Origin of the sequence: Paraburkholderia sp. J8-2, assembly GCF_905220195.1 — a bacterium.
Classification (GTDB): domain Bacteria; phylum Pseudomonadota; class Gammaproteobacteria; order Burkholderiales; family Burkholderiaceae; genus Paraburkholderia.
In genome coordinates this window covers 50,987-69,508 of record NZ_CAJMZA010000010.1, presented here as the reverse complement: position 1 = coordinate 69,508, position 18,522 = coordinate 50,987, and the positions used below count along the sequence as shown (strand labels likewise).

General features: G+C 61.6%; 21 protein-coding genes. 11 read left to right on the top strand and 10 right to left on the bottom strand.

Going from position 1 to position 18,522, the window contains the following annotated elements:
* The first annotated feature begins 161 nt into the window (after positions 1-161).
* Together U5A52_RS22195 and U5A52_RS22190 are read left to right on the top strand one after the other, a co-directional pair.
* Positions 162-1,298 carry a primase-helicase zinc-binding domain-containing protein gene (locus U5A52_RS22195; protein WP_321936217.1) on the top strand — a complete coding sequence of 379 codons (1,137 nt, stop codon included), beginning with the start codon at positions 162-164 and terminating at the stop codon, positions 1,296-1,298.
* Between the two features lie 96 nt (positions 1,299-1,394).
* Positions 1,395-1,613, top strand: a complete 219-nt coding sequence (locus tag U5A52_RS22190) for a hypothetical protein (RefSeq protein WP_321936216.1) — start codon at positions 1,395-1,397, stop codon at positions 1,611-1,613.
* A 66-nt stretch (positions 1,614-1,679) separates the two neighbouring features.
* On the opposite strand, the gene U5A52_RS22185 is transcribed toward U5A52_RS22190, so the two are convergent.
* The 4 genes from U5A52_RS22185 to U5A52_RS22170 form a co-directional block, all read right to left on the bottom strand.
* A complete protein-coding gene (locus tag U5A52_RS22185) occupies positions 1,680-1,928 on the bottom strand; it encodes a hypothetical protein (protein WP_321936215.1) in 249 nt (82 codons plus the stop codon).
* Entirely contained in the window at positions 1,928-2,083 is a 156-nt protein-coding gene (locus U5A52_RS22180) for a hypothetical protein (RefSeq protein WP_321936214.1), read from the bottom strand. The genes U5A52_RS22185 and U5A52_RS22180 overlap by 1 nt, the downstream gene beginning before the upstream one ends.
* 100 nt (positions 2,084-2,183) lie before the next feature.
* Positions 2,184-2,582, bottom strand: a complete 399-nt coding sequence (locus tag U5A52_RS22175; protein ID WP_321936213.1) for a hypothetical protein — start codon at positions 2,580-2,582, stop codon at positions 2,184-2,186.
* Between the two features lie 14 nt (positions 2,583-2,596).
* Positions 2,597-3,607: a PRTRC system protein D gene (locus U5A52_RS22170; RefSeq protein ID WP_321936212.1), complete on the bottom strand. Its 1,011-nt coding sequence runs from the start codon at positions 3,605-3,607 to the stop codon at positions 2,597-2,599.
* A 1,171-nt stretch (positions 3,608-4,778) separates the two neighbouring features.
* Between U5A52_RS22170 and U5A52_RS22165 the strand changes: the two genes are divergently transcribed.
* Positions 4,779-5,909, top strand: a complete 1,131-nt coding sequence (locus U5A52_RS22165) for an integrase domain-containing protein (RefSeq protein ID WP_321936371.1) — start codon at positions 4,779-4,781, stop codon at positions 5,907-5,909.
* A 247-nt stretch (positions 5,910-6,156) separates the two neighbouring features.
* Here the strand turns inward: U5A52_RS22165 and U5A52_RS22160 are convergent, their stop codons facing one another.
* The 6 genes from U5A52_RS22160 to U5A52_RS22135 all read right to left on the bottom strand — a co-directional run bounded on the left by U5A52_RS22160 (position 6,157) and on the right by U5A52_RS22135 (position 10,986).
* The gene (locus tag U5A52_RS22160; RefSeq protein ID WP_321936211.1) at positions 6,157-6,828 is read right to left on the bottom strand and encodes a Lar family restriction alleviation protein; all 672 of its coding nucleotides are present in this window, start codon (positions 6,826-6,828) and stop codon (positions 6,157-6,159) included.
* A 165-nt stretch (positions 6,829-6,993) separates the two neighbouring features.
* Positions 6,994-7,989: a phage Gp37/Gp68 family protein gene (locus tag U5A52_RS22155; protein ID WP_321936210.1), complete on the bottom strand. Its 996-nt coding sequence runs from the start codon at positions 7,987-7,989 to the stop codon at positions 6,994-6,996.
* 2 nt (positions 7,990-7,991) lie between these two features.
* Positions 7,992-8,576: a hypothetical protein gene (locus tag U5A52_RS22150; protein ID WP_321936209.1), complete on the bottom strand. Its 585-nt coding sequence runs from the start codon at positions 8,574-8,576 to the stop codon at positions 7,992-7,994.
* Positions 8,577-8,676: 100 nt separating this feature from the next.
* On the bottom strand, positions 8,677-9,891 hold the full coding sequence (locus tag U5A52_RS22145) for a DUF1173 family protein (protein WP_321936208.1): 1,215 nt from the start codon (positions 9,889-9,891) through the stop codon (positions 8,677-8,679).
* A 31-nt stretch (positions 9,892-9,922) separates the two neighbouring features.
* The gene (locus tag U5A52_RS22140; RefSeq protein ID WP_321936207.1) at positions 9,923-10,117 is read right to left on the bottom strand and encodes a hypothetical protein; all 195 of its coding nucleotides are present in this window, start codon (positions 10,115-10,117) and stop codon (positions 9,923-9,925) included.
* 149 nt (positions 10,118-10,266) lie between these two features.
* Positions 10,267-10,986 carry a hypothetical protein gene (locus U5A52_RS22135; RefSeq protein WP_321936206.1) on the bottom strand — a complete coding sequence of 240 codons (720 nt, stop codon included), beginning with the start codon at positions 10,984-10,986 and terminating at the stop codon, positions 10,267-10,269.
* Between the two features lie 368 nt (positions 10,987-11,354).
* On the opposite strand from U5A52_RS22135, the gene U5A52_RS22130 reads away from it, so the two are divergent.
* From U5A52_RS22130 to U5A52_RS22095, 8 genes are all read left to right on the top strand, one after another.
* A complete protein-coding gene (locus U5A52_RS22130) occupies positions 11,355-12,353 on the top strand; it encodes an N-6 DNA methylase (RefSeq protein ID WP_321936370.1) in 999 nt (332 codons plus the stop codon).
* A gap of 210 nt (positions 12,354-12,563) precedes the next feature.
* Entirely contained in the window at positions 12,564-14,237 is a 1,674-nt protein-coding gene (locus U5A52_RS22125) for a PRTRC system ParB family protein (protein WP_321936369.1), read from the top strand.
* A gap of 79 nt (positions 14,238-14,316) precedes the next feature.
* Positions 14,317-14,781, top strand: coding sequence for a PRTRC system protein E (locus U5A52_RS22120; protein WP_321936205.1), 465 nt, complete (start codon positions 14,317-14,319; stop codon positions 14,779-14,781).
* A gap of 11 nt (positions 14,782-14,792) precedes the next feature.
* Positions 14,793-15,011: a PRTRC system protein C gene (locus U5A52_RS22115; RefSeq protein ID WP_321936204.1), complete on the top strand. Its 219-nt coding sequence runs from the start codon at positions 14,793-14,795 to the stop codon at positions 15,009-15,011.
* A 99-nt stretch (positions 15,012-15,110) separates the two neighbouring features.
* Complete coding sequence (locus tag U5A52_RS22110; RefSeq protein WP_321936203.1) at positions 15,111-16,250, top strand: PRTRC system protein F; 1,140 nt, start codon at positions 15,111-15,113, stop codon at positions 16,248-16,250.
* A gap of 14 nt (positions 16,251-16,264) precedes the next feature.
* Entirely contained in the window at positions 16,265-16,993 is a 729-nt protein-coding gene (locus tag U5A52_RS22105; protein ID WP_321936202.1) for a PRTRC system protein B, read from the top strand.
* Positions 16,990-17,625 carry a PRTRC system protein A gene (locus U5A52_RS22100; protein WP_321936201.1) on the top strand — a complete coding sequence of 212 codons (636 nt, stop codon included), beginning with the start codon at positions 16,990-16,992 and terminating at the stop codon, positions 17,623-17,625. Before U5A52_RS22105 ends, U5A52_RS22100 begins: the two co-directional genes overlap by 4 nt.
* Positions 17,622-18,425: a PRTRC system ThiF family protein gene (locus U5A52_RS22095; protein ID WP_321936200.1), complete on the top strand. Its 804-nt coding sequence runs from the start codon at positions 17,622-17,624 to the stop codon at positions 18,423-18,425. Before U5A52_RS22100 ends, U5A52_RS22095 begins: the two co-directional genes overlap by 4 nt.
* Positions 18,426-18,522 lie beyond the last annotated feature (97 nt).

The following is an 18,522-nucleotide window of genomic DNA, read 5'->3' as shown; positions in this document are numbered from 1 at the left end:
TCATCCAGTTTTCCGACTCCGCGCGTCGCGGATCCATTTTCTCGCACACCTGAAACGTGTTCAAAAGAGCCGCTCGCTTCGCGCGGGCCGCTCCTTTGAGCAAGCGTTTTCGCGCCTGTCTCAGGCACCGACCCAACCCACTTCCGACAGGAGAGTGATCAATGAGTACATCTGGACGCGGGCTGCCACCCGAGAAGTACGAGTGGCTGCAACGCAAGCTGAAGGAATTCACGCTCTCCCCGGAAGCGTGGATTTCGACCTTGATGAGTTATGGCATTTCCGCCGACAGCCTGACAGGCAAGGCAAGCGCCTGTCCGGTATGCGGAGGGGATGACCGCTTTACCTATGACAACAAGAGCGGCCGCGGCGACTGGGTTTGCCGCAAGTGCAACAACGGCTACCCGATGGCAGGCGATGGACTTCAGCTGATCGCCCGTGCAAACCGCATGGGGCTGTATCGACTGATGTGCGAGCTCGATGGCGGAGCACCGCCGTCGTCGCGCGCGCTGCTCAACACAACGGCGCCTGCGCCGAAGCGCAAGGCCGATCCCGCGTTCGTCTCGAGGCGGCTGGATGGCATGTGGGGTAGCGCACGGCCGCAGGCCGTGGGCGATCTCTCGATGCGATATCTGCAGGCGCGCTTGCCGGGCCTCTCGGCAGGACCGTCGCCGGCGCTGCGTCTTGGCATGCTCGAGTACCGGCATGACAAGAAGGTGCTTGGTGAGTGGCCGGGAATCGTGGCGCGTTTCGAGTTGCCTGATGGGCGTCTCGGGACGCTGCATCGAACCTTCCTCGATCCGGTCAAGCCTGCGAAGGCGACGATCGTGTCACCCGATGGCGAGATCCTCGACACGAAACTCAACGACATGACGCTCAATCCGCTTGCGGGCGGCGCTGTGCGTCTGATGGCTCCCGTTGACGGAGAGATCGGCGTGGGTGAGGGACTCGAAACGGTCTATGGCGCGCACATGGAGTCCGGCGTTCCGGTGTGGAATTGCCTGAACCGCGTGCTGCTCTCGAAGTTCGTGGTCCCTGAAGGCCTCGGCATCAAGGTCGTCCATATCTTCATGGACTTCGATGACATCGATCCGGGGACGCGCCAGTCGCCGGGCGTGAGTGCCGGCTTGCTCCTCGCGAAGCGGTTGCGTGCTGAAGGCTATACGGTCGTGCCTCATCGACCAAAGCTGCGCGGCACCGACTTCGCGGATCAATGGAAATCGCGCTGGATCGCAGCGCATGCAGCAGTACCGCTCGCAACACAGGCCCGTTACGTTTCACGCGTTGCATTGGCCGTCTGATTGATGCCGGCTCGTCCGGCTTTTTCTTGAACCTGCCCGGTGGGGATTCGTCCCCGCCGGGGACGGACCGTCGGGCTCTTTTCTATCGAGGCAGAAATGAGCTTTTTTCAGATGAAGGTCGGCAACAGGTTCACGATCGTTGCGACCAACGGTGCAGCCAACGGTCACCAGCCTGTGCTGAAGTCGGCAGCGACTGGCTACGATGTGTTCGATCGCAGCAGCTGCCAGACGGTTTGCCGCGACCAGCCGTTCGATGAGGCATTCGACTTCTGCACGAGACGTCTCACACTCGTGCCAGCGAAAGCGGTGCAATGATTTCGACGCTAGAAACGACGGCGGCCCTCAAGGGCCGCCGTTTTTTTTCGTCCATAGGAATCGCAACTACAGAAACATACGGCGGCATCGGAAAAGCAGTGAGATTGCGGTGCCCACGGCGAAGAAGAAGCCGACCGCCCAGCCGAAGCCGATACTGCCCGCAGTGAAGAGAAACTTGCCAGCGCCCTGCAGACCCTCGGCGTAGAGCCATACACCGAGCATCGCGAGTACATAGCAGGTGAGTGCGACGGCAGCGCGGCGCGCAAGCCAGTGCCACTCCATAAAAGTCGTCCATGCGTGTTCGAGCCTGCCCATCACTCTTCTCCAACGTTGTGTGCACCGTCGAACAGCACGCCCCCAAACTTCCAGCCTGCGACGGCTACCGCGATAAGAGCGCCGATATAAACCCAGGTGAGGGGTTCCTCCAGGCGCTGGCCGTGGAGGATGGCGAAGAGACGTTCGTATTCCATGTTGTTGCTCCTGGGAGATTTATGCACCGGTGCAAGAAGTTGCACCGGCATCTGATTCATCATGACACGACCGAACCGAAGTCAAGTCGCGCGCTGTTAGCTAGAAGAAGTCCGCGAGCCCGTTGCTCATGCGGTTAATGAAGTCTGCAGACATATCCCGTGGCTTCTCGTCTACCACTGCCGGAAAGCCCGCGCCCGGCTCGTTGGCATGCGTCGTGCCTGATCCTGGTGGCTTCACCGGGTTCGATGCTGTCTGCCGGGTGACGTCGGAACGACCTGCCGCGTTGGTCTCCTCGCGCGCCGATTCCACGGCGGCCAAATCGTTGCGCACGCTCGTCGGAGCATAGCGTTCGGGCGCAGGAGTGCCACGGATCAACCCCTCGCGTAGGTGCGCCTCTGCGCAGGCCTTGAAAACCGCCGCGCGCTGGCGCGGCGTGGCACACGCGTTCAACCGTTCAAACAGCAGAGGACTCCCGAGTTCGGTGACCGTGATTTCCATCACGAGTCTCCCATTCATGCTGCGCGGCGCTCACGCGCGAGACTGCCTTCCCCAGCAAGCAGAAAGCCCTTTGCGTTTGCTAGGCACGGCGAGTCGATTACCTCGATCACGACGCGCGGGAAGGCCTCGCGAATCGCTGGCGCGTAGAGTGCCGCTCCGCCGCCCGAAAGCATGATGGAACGCACGTCAGGCAACTGGCCCACGTTGTTCTGCATCTCCTTCACCACACCGGTGATGAGTGGATCGGCGCGCTCGAGGTAGGGAGCGAGATCAATGCTCTTTCCGTAGAAAAAGAATGGTGTTCGGGTACGCAGCGCCTTGTCGATCATTTCGATGCCATTGACCTCGTCGCCCTCGTCCCGCGCGACCAGGTTTGCTACGCGCTGATAGATCTGGGATGCGCCTCCGGGCATACCACCGCTCCGTTTGTCATCCATCGTGAAGCCATTGGCATACACCCAGTCGGTAGTGAAGTAGCCGACGTCCACAACGAGATGTTCGTCATTTGGCCCGAAGTCGCCTTCGCGGGAGTATTTGGCGAATACGAGCGAACCGAGCGGTTGCGGAATCACGATGACCTTGTCGACCACGACGCGGCTGTGGCCGAAGTCGAGTTCGCCCGAGAAGCGCTCCTTTAGCACCGCGGAATACTTCTTCAAGTTGTGTACTGGCAGGCCCAGCACGAGGCGCTCGATGTGCGTCACGCCCGAAAAGTGGAGCGCGCCGAAGAGCAGCGCCGCGTAGTTGTTGCTGAGCACGTAGTCGTCAGAGAGCGCGCGGCCTGTCTTTCCGTAAGCGGCCGTGAGCGATACGTCCGGACCCACTTCGTACTCGATCTGATCGATCGTGATGACGGCGACCTTGCGCGACGCAAGGACACCTTCGCCATAGCCGGAAAGGGCGCGGCTCGCGGCGAGCTGCGCGAGCGACGGAAACATACCCGTGGCGATCGTGCCGCTTCCGGCCCGAAACGCGTATTTGGTGTTGCCGTAGCCGACGTCGATGGCGAAGACGGATGTTTTCATGGTGTTGATCCTTATTGCTACGTTGGTTGGTGAACCGTAAAAACCCGGGGAAAAAACCGGGGATTTTCGATGCAGAAAATGCAAACCCGGGAAATTCCCGCGTTTCGCGCGATGTGTTTCTTCAAAGCGCGGGAAATTCCCGGAGATCGCCTGGGGCTGCCTGGCAAATTCCTGAAAAGTCCGGGATCGCTGAGTCAAGTCTATCGAGCGTGGGAGGAAGTCAAGTTTTCAAAAGCGCGCGGGAACAGGTCATCTTTTGCTCGCTCGCGGTTGCGGCGAGCTCCTATTCTTGTCAGTACCTGTCGCGTCCCTGACGCATCGACCTGAAGTGCAAGGCACTTCGTGCGTCCTCTTTCCGGCCTGATCGGCCAACATCCCATCGCCCGCACGGGCAACCTTCCCAGGACTGTCCGCGTGCCATCGTGACGCGGCTTTTTTTTCAATCATATCAAGTCCACCCTGGCCCACTCTGAGGACCACTGGACAGTGCGATATCCATACGATCGGCGGGTGTGCGCCGGAATGCGGCGCAATGAGAAAAAGTGGGAGCGGACAGTTGGACAGTTCGCGCCCGTCTTCTCATGCGCCATACACACGTTCCTTCAGCCCACAGCGCTGGGTGCGTTCACGAAGCCCGACACACCGCGGCGGAGATGAACGTGCTTCGGAACGGGGGAGAGCCTGCGCGCTGGCAACGCCAGTGATTCGCGCCTCCCTGTACGGAAGATAGAACGGTCCGCGCAGCCGTCACCAGAAATGCGCAACAGGAATTGCCTGGCAGCTGGCCCGGGCACCCACAGGCCGAAAGGATCTGTGTGGTGTCCAGACGCGAGAGCGCGTCCGGGGCCGGTCGGGTAGCCACAGCAGGCGGCAAGGCAACACAGCAGTAATCGCGGGAGCGTGTTTGCGCGCAGCGCAATCCGTCCCGTGCCGCAGCAAGGTGGACAGTCGGAACGCATCTCTTCCGTGCGTCGGGCTGATCGGATGGAATCGCTAAAGGCAAGGAAGGCAACAAACCCGGCGCCGGGGTATCGGCGAAGCCGCTCTGGCGGCGAGGAACAATGGTCCTGTAGGTGCGGCCGCAACGATGTCAGGCAGGGGCATCGGGCACACCGATTGGCGAAAACAGTCTGCGCGGATTCGCGCGGAGCGCAACGGCGATGGAGGAATGATGGCGGCAATACTGAATGTGCGCGCCGTGGTGCGTAGCTACCGGCTGACGCCCACGGTTGCGAAGGATCTGATAGACCTGCTCGATGAGCATGTGGCGACGGTTCATAGCAGGACGCGCGTCAGCGGGAAGGCAGTGTCAATCAAGACGCAGGAGCATCGGGTGCGCGCGATTTGCGGCGCGCTGGTCGAATTGCGGGCGGGCGGCTTCGCATTGGCGAGCCCATGGAACCTGCGGCAAAAGCATGTCGAGTGGCTGGTGAGGCGCTGGGTGGACGAGAAGCAGAGCGGAGGGACGATCGAGAACAAGCTCACGTATCTGCGTACCATTGCCGGATGGATGAAAAAGGATCACCTGGTCGGGACGCTCGCGGACTACGTGGATCGCAAGGCAAGCGGGCTGGTCCGGTCGTACGTGGCTGAAGTGGACAAGTCATGGTCAGGCAACGGCATCAATGCGACGGAGAAGATCGCCGAGATCGCAACGACTTGCCCGCGCGTGGCCGTGCAACTGAGGCTGCAGGCGGCGTTCGGATTGCGCGTCCAGGAGAGTTTTCTCCTCAGGCCTGCCGAGGCGGTGAAGGATGCAGAGATGCTTGGCGTTACGCGTGGCACGAAAGGGGGCCGGGATCGCGAAGTGCCGATCGAGGAAAAGATTGCGGTGCTCGAGGAGGCGGCGCGACTGTCGAATCCGATGACAGGTTCGACGATTCCCGCCGATCGTACGCTGAAGCAGTGGGGCGACAGATACAAGACGGTGCTGCGAAAGCACGACGTCAACAAGAAGGGGTTGGGCGTGACGAGCCACGGGCTGCGGCATCAGTACCTGCAGGAGCTCTACGAGAAGACCAGCGGCGTTCCCGCGCCAGTAAAAATGGCGGGTATTCGCCCGGGTGCCGCATTGCACGCGGAAGCCATGCGCCGGGTTGTAGCCGCGGCAGGCCACAGCCGCGTCACCAAGGCGAATGCCTACCTCTCGACAATCGCGCGACAGGAGCGACTGGCAAAACATTCACTGACCGTTGAGGATGCAATAAAGGCGGTGGAAGCCGCCGGAGGCAACAAGAGCCACGCCGCAAGCGCGCTCGGGATTTCGCGGCAAGCGCTGTACCGGTTGCTTGGCACCGCGTAGGCGCTATTTGTCTGGAGAAATGTTCGGCGTCGCACCGATGTCCAGATCCGTGTGGCTATGATGGCAGTGCCTCGACGCTATCCGGGGGAGCATCGAATGAGCGATCAAGAACCAACGATACGGGGTAAAAGTCGGCACGGCCGCGAGGCACAATGATGGCGTGTCTCTCAGGTTCTGGTCCTCTAGAAGCAAACATCCAGAATCCCTTGAACCGGCCCATGTGGCCGGTTTTTTTTTGCCGCAAGTGCTACCAACGATCGCGGTCAGGCATCGAATCGACGGCGGCCGCGATGCGATCCTCGAAGAGCATCTCGTCGTGCTCGGCGGGGGTGTAGATCTTCGGAAACTGTGCGTAACGCTCACCATCAATCTCGACCCATTTCACGAGCTGCATCAGCTTGCGATACCGCGCCGCGTCGTTCAGGACAGGGTCGATTGCCCATGAGTCGAAGGTAACGATGGTCGCATCGACCAGGCGGCGAGCGATCATCGCGAACATCGGCCCCATCTCCTCCCAGTTACTGTCTGTCCGGGAGAGCAGTTCCAGGACGGCGGGAATGTCGGCGGCGCCCATTTCGCGTTCAACAAGCCGCTGCAACGCGGTTTTTTCAGCCTCGGGGCGATTCAAACGGCGATTCCAGACCGCGCCACACCGGTCCATCGCGGCCTTTTCGTCGCGGCCGGTTGCCTCCCATTGCGTTTGCATTCCACAGTCCGCGCAATAGATGCAGACAAGGGGTTCAGTCTTTGGAACCTCTGGCGGACGCGGCAGCCTGTCACCGATCCGGGGCGGACCGGACATTCGGCCCCATTCGGTGTAGTCGAACTGCGGGTTCGGGAGCTTGGAGACGAGACGTTGGGAGCGACCGACCGTCGGGCGGCCGCCGCAGTGGTCGCAGGGAATCAGCTGCTCGTACATGGCGAGAGAAGGTGGAATGGTAGGCGGCCATTATCCACGCACCGCAGTTTTCCAAATGCGCAATATGCGCGGTGCAAGGGCCGCTCTTCGTGTTTCAGCGCTCGCCGGAGCACCTAACTCATGTCACTGAAGCTTCGCTAATCCGTGCTTTTTGGCCAGATTCAATCAGGATTGCAACAGAGGCGAGGGTGGTTCGGGGAAGTCGTCGTGCGAGCGGCCGTCGAGCATGCGCCCGGCCGCTTTCTTGCCGATGCGCTGCATCCACGTGCCATCCTCGAACCGGTGGAATAGCGACCCGCTGGCATCCATGACCTCGGGCGCCGGCGCCCATTCGCCCCACTGCTTGAAGAGGTACGCCGTCCCTGACGTTGCGCACTGCTCGCGCAGGTCTCGCGGCCACGCCGGACGCATCGGACGGGCATTCGGACCGCTCTCGCCGCCGCAGATGATCCAGTCGACGAAGTCATGCACGCCCCGTCGGTGAATCGGGTCGCTCGAATGGCCGGCGCACAGACCACAATATCCGTCCTCCATGCGCTCGCCTTGCTCGAACCCTGCGCAGTCGGGAAAGCTCGGCACGAGCCACTCGCTAACGTCCACCGGCCCGAGCAATGGTTCCATGCTCAGAAACTTCACCCGCGCTGGCACTGCAAGCAGCTTCGGGACGTCGCGGTCAGCTTCCTCCTGGTTCACGATCGTCGCGCCGATCCAGACGTTATCCGGCAGCCGTGGCTCGTGCAGGCGATCGAGATCGAAGCGATGCGCCGCCGTCTCGTTGATCAGCTTCATCACGTTGCCGATTCGCTTCGTGAGCAACAGCCAGTCGAGGTTCGGCGTGCGATCGATCAGGTCGAAAAGGTCGGCGCGCCATGCGGGGTCGATGGCGTTGTCGAAGACATCGGCAAGCGAGGCGCAGAAAACACGTTGCCTCCGACCGTGTGCTGCGAAGAATTCGGTGTGCTGCGAGTTCCACTTCAGCGGCTGACGCCAGGTGGCCGGGCTGGTCCGCAGACGCTGCTGACCCGCGCCCCAGACAACCTTGTGTAACCGCTTGTCCATTAGCTGCTCGGCGTAGCAATGGTCGCAGCCGGGGGAAACCTTCGTGCAGCCAACAAACGGATTGAAAGTGTGGTCGGCCCATTCGATCGTTGTGTTTTCCATCTTCAGCCTCGCGCCGCGTTGCCGCCGAGGACGTATTCCCGGATGAGCTTCATACAATTCGCGTCCGCCTGCGCCGTTGCGCCGGAGAGCCATGACTGATCCAGAGGCGTGCACATGCGCTCGAGGGCGGCTCGCACGGAGTCTGGGACGGGATTGTCGATGACCTCACGGGCCAGGCGCTCGGCGTCGTCCAGCGCGGTAGAAACGGCGCTTCGTTCGTTGGAGCTTGAAATTTTGCGAAGATCGAAGCGCGCGGCCGCGATCGTAGCCAGCAATCGTGCTGCTCGTTGTCGCGATGGCTTCGGTGTGCATGCGCAGAGCGCGTCGGCTTCCAACGGTGCTTCGCCCCCTTGGGCCAGGGCAATCCGCGCTGGCGTAGCGGCGACGTCTTCGTAGGCTTTATCGCACAGCGGATGATGGAAACCCTTCCAATCTCCAAGCCGCCGGCACTTACACGTCTGGTCGTGCTGCGCCGTTGTAGCAGGCGCGATGGCAGCGGCGTAGAGGACGCGGCCATCCCGGCAACTTTTCCTGTGGCCGAGTTCACGGTCCTCGCTGCCATCTGTTTCGTTTGTGCTGTCGTTCATTTGCTGTTTCTCGCGTCGGTTGGAGATAGATCGATATTGCGACCGGCGCTCTTGGCTGACCCGGTGGAAGCGAATCCAGCCTAACCGCTTCTGCGCCAAGTCAAGTACGCCTGACGGGCGACGGCAACAGGACCTGTTTCAATTCTTCGCGGTCTACATTCCATTCGACTGCCGGGACGCCACGAGAGAGACGCTGCGCCTGCTTTTCAGCCTTGCGGCGTTCGTAGGCGGCTACGCCATTCATGCCGTAGACCTCGACGTGCGTTGCTGGGTGCGTGTCCAGCAGCACGAAGTCAGGTAGCATCTCGTCGCCCTCGGCCATCCGGATTGGCTTTTCGAACCGGCGGCGTTCGGCCACAAGGCGATTGGCCATTGCGACCTCATACATCGAATCGCACGGCAGGAACACTAAAGAACACAGCATCGCAGCGAGATCGACGATGCGCAGGTGTCGGTGCGTCAATCGTTCGACGAGGAGCAGGACAATGACACGTGCGTTGGGCTTGTCAATGGCGCGGAATGCACGCCGGTACTTTTTCTCTGCGCGGTCGGCAAGAGCCGTCGACGCGTGATATCGCTGAGGGTGCTGACGCAGCGTGATCGCCTTGCCGAACTCGGTGTCGGCGAACTCAGCGAGCTCCCCGAGGACCAGGCCACGCCGCGACGCCCTTCCGTCGTTGACTATCCGTTTCCTGAAAGCGTCGAACTCGGCATTGATCGCGTCACGTTCGTGTTGCTCAAACCGGCGCATCACATGCAGGACGTCCTGCGCGGGTAATCCGTTTACAGTGGCCGCGTCGCCCAATCCTGCGAGCAGCCTCGCATTGACGGCGCCCCATCCCTGGTGTTTCGATGTACCGAACCAAAAGGTCAGCCCGGCGCATGTCCAAAGCGTCTGCAGGAAGGCGAGTAGAGGAGCGGCTCGCCGCGAGGCACCAGTTGAGACGCCGGTAGTGCGGTTCCGGCCCGATACGGTTTCCTGATGGACCAACGAGACGTCGAGGCGCGCGTTCATCCCGTTTGGGCCGGCAATGATGGCGTCGCGGCTATCCGGATTCGAGCCTGCTCCCGAGACGGCTTTCTTATGGAAGTCGCATCGCTCTGCATGATGGACGCCGTCGTCAGGCCAGCCAGCGAGGTGAAAAAGCGAACCGTAGCGGCGAATCACGAGCTTGCGGGGCGCGTCCGTGCGGCAGTGGCAGTGCGCGAAGCCGGGTGTGACCTTGGCGCGCTCAAGGGGGCGAGCGAAGCGGGCAGGATGCTCCTGCACCTCGGCGAGCGACACGCGCTCTCCAGCGAACGAAACGTCGAACATGGGGGCTCCTGGATTGTCCAGCGAGGGGGAGTCAGGCGACGATTTCGACGAGATTTTCCGAACCGCGCCAAAAGGAGCCGTCGTCCGTATTGAGCACCGTCACCATCCCGTTGGCGGTGTCGTGCTGCGTGACGACGCCTTCGCACGTGGCTGCTGCATCCGTCAGGTAGCGGACGCGACGCAGGCGAAAGGAAACGACACCGGAAATGGACGCGTTGTGGGACATGCGTTCATCTTCGCGCGACGCGGGTCAGACGGACAGGTAAAAGGCGAGGATTTTGGAACTGGTTTCGACTGTCCTGCGCCCGGAAAGCTGCACAAAAAGTGCACCATTCCGGGTTTAAGCGTTTAGGCGCCTAAACGGGCGGTGTTGAGCTATGCCGTTCGTACGCGGTGGAACGACATTACGCCCGCTGCGGGTGTACCAAGGATCAGGCGCAGTCGACGCTGGAAGTCCTCGTGAAACGCGTTGGAGATGGAGAGGGACGCGCCGAAGGTCAGTCGCATACAGCCCAGTAGCATGTAGAACATGGCATAGATGCTCACGACGCTGCTGGCAATCAAGTGCAACCGGTCGGCCAGACGCTGGACCGGGTCGGCGTGCGCCTCCGTCGAGGCGACAAGGTCGAGAGCCGCGCGGGCGAGGTCGGCCGGGGCAACGAGGCCCTTCCATGCGAAGTATCCGAAAAGGAGCGCGATCGTGACGGCGAGCGTGTACACCGCATGGCGCCAGAATGCGCGAAGGATCGTATAGAACTGTGCGACGTAGTTGCGCGCATCGTTCGCGGTCACCAGCTTCATGTTCACAAAGAGCGGCTCGGGAACCTCTCCCATGTCGATGCCGTTAAGGGTGACTCTCATGACCGCTCGGTCGTCGGCCTTTGCAAGATCTCTGCGAAGTTCGGCTAGCTTTGCTCGCCGGATGCCTTCCATAACGAGTGCGACGATGACTGCGCAGACGACGATATGCGAAACGTTCGGGTGAGGGCCCGATGTCGCGGCGAGAACCCATAGGACGGCAAGCGCCATCGCACTGATCGCGACGACGAAAACGAGGGAGCCGGCCCAGGCTCGTGGCTTTTTCAGATCCAGCATGGATATCTCCAGAACAGAGCGTGGCCTGATTGCCCGCCCGCGTTCATTCTCCAGCGCACGTTCGGCCTCATGCGACCGGAAAGCCCGCCGATATGGGCGCTATATCGGCATGGTGAGTCGTTGGGAGCCGGGTTCTCCACAGACTTGTCACCCGAAATTGTGGATAACGGGCTGCTTTCCCCGGCCGAAAGACCATACGTAACGGCGGTCTTTACACGGGAGTCCGTTGAGCATTCCCACGTACGATTGCGATATCACCCGCGTCACCGACGCATCGAACCAAACCGGCGCTTGCCGGTCCGTCTTTTCTATCCCTGTGGGGCATCGCGCCCCCAGGGGCCATGCCCCTTTTTCATTCTGGAGTGGGCATGAGCAAGAGTGCACAGAGAAAGCACGAGTCGACGGCTGATGAGCATCAACGCAGGCTCGTCGCTTTGATCAATGAATTTTCGTATGGGCATCATCTCGACACGGTCTTTCGCGACTTCGTCGAGCTGGCAGCGCTGGCGATCAGCAACAGCGTCGACCGTGCGCAGTTCGACGCGCGCGAAAAGCGCTATCTGGAGATCGTTGCGAAGTACAAGCCGGAAGAGGTGGCGAGGTTCCCGACGATGCTCGCCGAGCTGACAATGTCGTTCGAGGTGCGAGTCGCCACGATGACAGGGGCTCGGGCGGTCGGCGTTCGAGGAGGTGGTCTCACCGACATACTCGGCGAGACCTATATGATGCTCGATCTCGGCAACGCACGGAGTGGGCAGTTCTTTACGCCGTACAGCATCTCGCACCTCATGGCGGGGTTGCTGATGGGCGGCAGGATAGAGGCTGCCCGTTCGCGCGACTTCGAGCGAGTCCATGAGCCAGCTTGCGGTGCGGGCGGCATGATCATCGCGACGGCCGAAGCGTTTCACGATGCTGGTCTGAACTACCAGGAGGTAATGCACGCGACCTGTATCGATATCGATCCCTGCTGTGTGCATATGACCTATCTGCAACTGTCCTTGCTCCACATCCCCGCTATCGTTGTGCACGGTAACGCGCTCTCCATGGAGGTATGGGGGCACTGGTTCACACCTGCGCACGTGCTTGGCGGCTGGAGTCACCGGCTGCGTGCGCGCAAGGCGCTCGATGCGATGCGCGAACTGATGGGCAGTCCGGAAGGACCTGAAGACGACGCTGCTGTGTTGCCCGCAGTCGAGGCCACGCCGCCGGCGAACCACTTCAACGAGGTCGATTCGGACGGCGTTGCGGTGCTTGAACAACCGCGCGCCGAAGCCCCCGATCTCGCGGACATGTTCGAGGAGGCGATCGCGACGCTCCCTGCATCGCGCTCCATCTTTGATGCCGTCGACCAGATGACGCTGTTTTGAACCAGGGGCCCGGACGTTTCTCCGGGCCCCTTTTTTTAAAAGCCGTCACGTATTGGCGATCTTTCCGCCCACGCGCCACGCTCCGACGGGCTATCGTTCCCATATTCACCGCGCTCCATGCGCATCGACACCGGCCCTCGCGGCCATTCTTTTTTTACCCTTCGGGAATCCTGTTCCCGTAGGGGCGGGTTCCCTCTCAGGAGACCCGCAATGCAAGATCTCATTCAGCAACCTACGCTTCCGCTGTCCCGCATCAAGCTCGGTCGTAACCCGCGAACATACTTTGACGACGCAGAAATGCAGGAAATGCGTGCGTCTGTGCGTGCTCGTGGCGTTGATACGCCGATTCTCGTTCGCCCGATCGACGATGGGTTCTACGAACTCATCGCCGGCGGGCGGCGCTACAGAGCCGCTATGGAAGAACGTGGCGAGAGCTACGAGATGCCCGTTGCGGTGAAGTACGTCGACGAGTTTGAAGCCGAAGAAATGGCGCTTGTCGAGAACATACAGCGTTCCGATATGTCGCCTGGCGAGGAAGCGGTCGACGCGGCGAAGCTCGTCGGCCGCTGTCAGGGTGATCGAGAGGAGGCGGCACGCCGCCTCGGCTGGAGCCTCCAGACGCTCAACAGCCGTCTCGCACTCATGAACTGCAGTGCATCCGTTCTGGAAGCGCTCAACACTCGCAGCATCAAGCTCGGCCATGCCGAACTGTTCGCCGCATTCACGAAGGACCAGCAGGACAAGCTTCTGCCCGTCGTCGTGAAAGAAGGCCATAGCGTCGCCGACCTGAAGAAAGTGCTGGAGCGGGCAGCTTGCTCACTCTCGGCCGCCATCTTCGACAAGTCGGACTGCGCCGGATGCCAGCACAACTCGGCCGCCCAGGCGGAGATGTTTGGGGAGTCGATTGGCACTGGTAGCTGTACGAACCGCACCTGCTACAACGAGAGAACGGAAAGACAGCTCGAAGCAACGGCCACAGGCCTGCGCGACGAGTACCAGACCGTTCGCATCGTGCGCCCCGGCGACAACCACACGCGCATTCAGCTCGTGTCGGATGGTCCGAAGGGTGTTGGCGCAGAGCAGGCGAAAGCGTGCTACGCGTGCCAGAACTTCGGTGCGGCGGTGAGCGGTCTGCCGGACTCACTTGGCAACGTCTACAAGGGCCAGTGCTTTGATACGGTCTGCAACATGAAGAAGGTTGCCGCGCGCATCAAGAGCGAAAAGGCAACGGAACCGGCGACAGCGAAAGCTGCTACGGCAACCGCTGCTTCGAAGGCCGCGGCCCCAGCAAAGGGCGACAAGCCCACTGCAGCGGCGCCTGAAGCCACTTCGGTTGCCGAATCCGAAAGGGTGAAGGCATACCGCGTTGCGCTCTGGCGCAAGGCGCTGCGTCGCGACATCGGGACGAATCTCGAACTGGTTCGGCAGTACCTGATTGCGATCGTCGTGACGGGGCAAGCTCGCTGCATCAGCGAGACGGCCTTCCGCGCACTCTGGGAGCGACTGCTCGACGAGAAGCCGCCGGTATCCAGCTTCGGGAAGGCAGCGACCGCCGCAAATGCGGCAACGCCGCTCGCGCAGGAGAACCTCATCGTTGCGATGCTGGCTTCTGCTATCGAAGGTGTGGACGTGCAGTACCTCACTGAGATGTGCAGGCACCACAGGCTGGACCTGACGAAGTACTGGAAGCTCGACAAAGCGTTCCTCGAACTCATCACCAAGTCGGAGATGAAGGTCGTGGCCGACGAACTCGGCATCCGCGCGGCGATGGGCGACGACTTCAAGAAGGTCTTCGCGAAATCGAAGCCCGAGGTGATCGAAGCGCTTCTGACCGTCAAGGGTTTTGACTACGACGGCAAGGTATTGAAGGTCCTCAAGTTCTAACAACGGCCGGGGTACGCCCTGGTTCATTCCCCATTTCACGCCGCGTTACTCGCGGCGTTCTTCTTTTCAAGAGGTTTTTATGTTCCAGCAACTCGAAGCAATCGTGCGCGAGACCGGCAAGGTCACGCTCAAGTTGAAGATGGCAGGCGACCAGATGGCAGTGGTGGTGATGCCTTGCGGCGACTCGAAAGAGGCGGCGCTTCGGCAACCCCTGGTGCTGACCGCGCTCCCGGCTGAGCTCGATGACGGCTTTGTGGCCGCCCTGCAATCGTTCCAGGGCGCGCACCGTTCCCTCTCGGAGCAGGTGAGCGCCACGAACGAGATCCTGCAGGCGGCCGAAAAGTCGCAGGCGGGCAAGGCGCAGAAGGCGTTGTCGAAGGGATCGAAGGCAGTGCTTCCCGCGCCTGCATCGGTAACCGAAGGCGACGACGATGAATCGACCGACGATGACGGCGACCCGGCTGGTAAGCCGGCGACGGTTGCCGCAACGTCGGAACCGCCGGCGGCCGCTGACGGCAAGACCGATCTCTTCGAACTTCTGTGAGGGCTCGCACCATGGCTATCACAGTTGCCACACTCGTTCGCGAATTTATCTACAACGGCATGCACTTCGTGGATCCGGGTCCGGCGTTTTCGCCCGACCAGGTTCGCGATCTCTACGCGGCGCAGTACCCGGAACTCACGACCGCGACGGTCGATGGGCCGGAAGTCGCAGGGGAGGTCGCCAGCTACAAGTTCGTCCGCGCGGCGGGTGCCAAGGGCTCCCATGCGTAAGGACACATTGCTCAAGGCCCTGTCCGATCCGGACAGCAGCTTTAACCGACAGGAACCGCCCGAAAGGGCGGTTTTTTTATACGACGACGAGATGAACAAATGCTGCTCGATCCTTCATACGCTGATCGAACGGTCGTTGACGGCGCGTGCGAAGCCTGGCAATCGCCACGCCTTGCCACTCCCCGACATCGATCTTCCCCTTGTGTTCTGACGCTGCCGGATGTGGCGCCCGACGTTCCATCGGGCATCACCCTCAAGTGGCGTGCTGACGTCGCCGTCAACGAGATCGTCCTGGAGCAGTTCCGGTACGGCCCGTTGCGCGCGACGGACGTGCACGCGCCGGCGAGTCCCGCCGACGCCTTCCAGCAGGCGTTTTTCGCCTGGCTCAAAAGGCAGTTGCGACAGCCGCTGCAGTACCTCTCGGTCAAGCTGGAGCTTTGCGATACCAACGCCGTTGCGGATCGCCTCGCCTATCAGCACAACGACGAATTTGAGCCGAAGGGTCCGCTCCATCTTGGTGTGAAGCTAACCGATGAGTGGGTCCACGAAATCGGCCCGCTTGCAGAGCCACTCAGGGCCTGCCATCCGCTCCTGCTTCACACGCTTTTCTCTCTCGTCGACCGGGTCTCGGGAAAAACCGTCCTGATTCGCACGCCCGGCTGGTTCCTTCAGGAATTCGCCTGCATGAACTGGGAGGGTGACGAGCGCGCGAAAGACGAGGACGTGCGGTATTTCCTGACGGAGTACCACGGTCAGGATGAGGAGACGGTTCAACGCCATCTCCCATCGATCGTTCGCCCGGAGATCTATCCCGATGAAATCTGGTCGCCGTCGAGACCGGAGGGGCGCCGCAGCAGGCGGCTCGTGCTCTCCGAGCGCGAGTTGCTTGAACTGCAGGCCAGCTCTTCTGGTATGCCTGCCCGCGTGTGCGCCGAGCTTGTCGCGCTTCATCGACTCCTCGGGCGAGCGGGTAAGCGTGCGTTGCTGAACACGGGCTACGACTCGCGCCCAATGTACTCAGGATGCGCCTTGATGCTCGCGACCAACGATCGATCCATCGAGATACTCGACGACTACATAAACGGTGAGTACCAGGCCGGTGAAGCGACCGAGTACAGCTGCTTCATTGAATTTTCCAGCACGAAACAGGGCATCCGCGAGCAGTACGCGCAGTGGAGCCTTGCCTTCCAGATGCTTCATCACCTTGACCGCCTGCTGGCGCTGGTGGTGAGCCCTTGAACAGGAGTTTTCCCATGAGTGATGTTTCAATTGGCCGCACTGGCCATGACGTTTCCCTGTCGTCTGCGTTGCTGCTTTATGCCGGTGAGAACGGCGCGCACTACGCGACCGTGCACCGGGTAGCTGCCGATCGCGTATCCGGTCGTCCGATTATCGGCGCGGGCCGTCCCCTCGATCGCCGCGCGCTCGTCGCTACGCTCGTGCAACTCGAGAAGAGTGCAGCGCCGAAGTGCGAGTTTCTTCCCGCCAACCTGCTCGGTGTGTCGTCGGCCGCGGTGACGTGGTGGTGTCCGCCGACGCCGCGCCGCGTGTTCTTCAATTGCAGGGAACTCGGCAAGCGCTGTCGCGTTGTCGCGCATCCGGGGTTGGTGTTTCAGGCCTCGCTGTCAGGGTTCCGTGTGTTCGCGCTGAAGGAGAGCGGGCGCCCGAAACCGGACACGCCGCTGTTCGAACCGCCGTACTTCAACACCTGGGACTTTGGCCAGATCTGCATTGGTTCGGCGCAGGTTCCCCGGCGCATCGAGGTTGATGCGATCGGCGGCTGGGAAGACGGCTTTTTTAACTCGGCCTTCACCCATCCGAATCACGGCGGCAAGCGCGTGGACTACAAGGACGGCTTCTTCGCGTTCTGGCGGGACATGCTCGACGGCAAGTTCGAGGCGTTTCCGCTCGACGTGCTCGTTCCGATGAAGGGAGCAACGGCAGGCAAGCTCGTCGCTGGAGCGATCGGAGGCAAGGCATGAATGCGTTCGATCTCGTTCTGCAGGGCTCGTTTCCCTCGGTGATGGTGCCCACGCGCGAGCCGGTGGCACCCATGACCGCGCCCGGCGAGCGGTTGCTCATCGCGTCCAATGGCGTGTTCCTTGAGATCAACCGCCCGTGGATCCGGCTGGTTCGCCGGCTGGCTTCCTTCGAATGGCGCACGCCGGTTCCTTATGGCGAGGCGGCCGAGCTGACCGAATTGCCGTGCGGCGCTGTGCCGGCCGAACTCATTGCGGAGTTCGCACGCATGGCGCGTGCGGCGCTGCCCAACGAGGTGGGCGCATGGATTGTGTGGGACGTGGTTACAGGGCTCTTTCGCCTCGTGCCGCTTCCTTCGTTGTCTCACAGTCCTGCGCACCTGACTTATGAGCGACCGGAGTTGCGCGATGGTGAATGGCTGGTGGTGGATTGCCATTCGCACGGTAGCGGGCGCGCGTATTTCTCGACCACTGACGATCGCGACGATCAGCACGACGTGAAGTTTGCGCTTGTGCTCGGGCATTGCCATCGTGTCCCGTCCGTCGCGCTGCGTTTGTGCGCGAAGGGACGGTTCGAACTCGCGCAGACGGTTCCGCAGAAATGGATGACGGCGTTGGAAGGGGAGGTTGCATGAACGGACCGATCCTTCACAAGACCCCGGCACACATGCTCACGGGACCGTGGAAAGTCGTCGTTGTTGGCGCAGGCGGCACTGGAAGCGCGCTGCTGCCGTCTCTCGCGCGACTGCATCACGCGATGATCGAGCTGGGTCACCCGGGCGGTATCGAGTGCACGGTGTACGACGACGATACGGTGAGTGAGTTCAACGTCGGCAGGCAGGGCTTCTATCCCAACGACGTCGGCCAGTACAAGGCGACGTTGCTGGTGAACCGGCTCAACCTGCTGATGGGGACGAACTGGGTGGCTGAGCCGCGCCGCATCGATTCGCGGATCAACCTGCACGCTGACATTGTCGTCGGCTGTGTCGATTCGCGGCGCGCGCGTCACGCAATCGCGCAGGCGGCGAAGCGGGGGAAGTGTCTCTACTACCTCGATTGCGGCAATGAGACGGACCGTGGCCAGGTCATTCTCGGCGAGTTCGGCAAACCCCGGCATGACAGGCTGCCCCACGTGGGCGACCTGTTTCCGGATCTGCTGAATCCGAAGAATGACAAGGGCGACGACACGCCGTCGTGCTCGATGGCGGACGCGCTGCGCAAGCAGTCGCTCGTTATCAACCAGGCGATCTCGGTGCAGGCGTTCAACCTGCTCTGGTCGCTGTTTCGAAATGGCGGCCTGTCGTTTTCGGGTGTTTTCGTGAATCTCGCAACGGGGCGCACGAACCCGATTCCGATTGACCGCAATGCGTGGGCGCGCTTCGGCTACGACGCGCCGCCCGCGAAGAAGCCCGCACGTCGTCGCAAGTCGGCGTGAGGGTGACCTCCACGAGTCACGCAGCGCTATACGCGTCTGTGTGACTCATTTCCCATGGTGATGATGTCGGCCCTCAACGTGAGGGCCGACCGTTGCC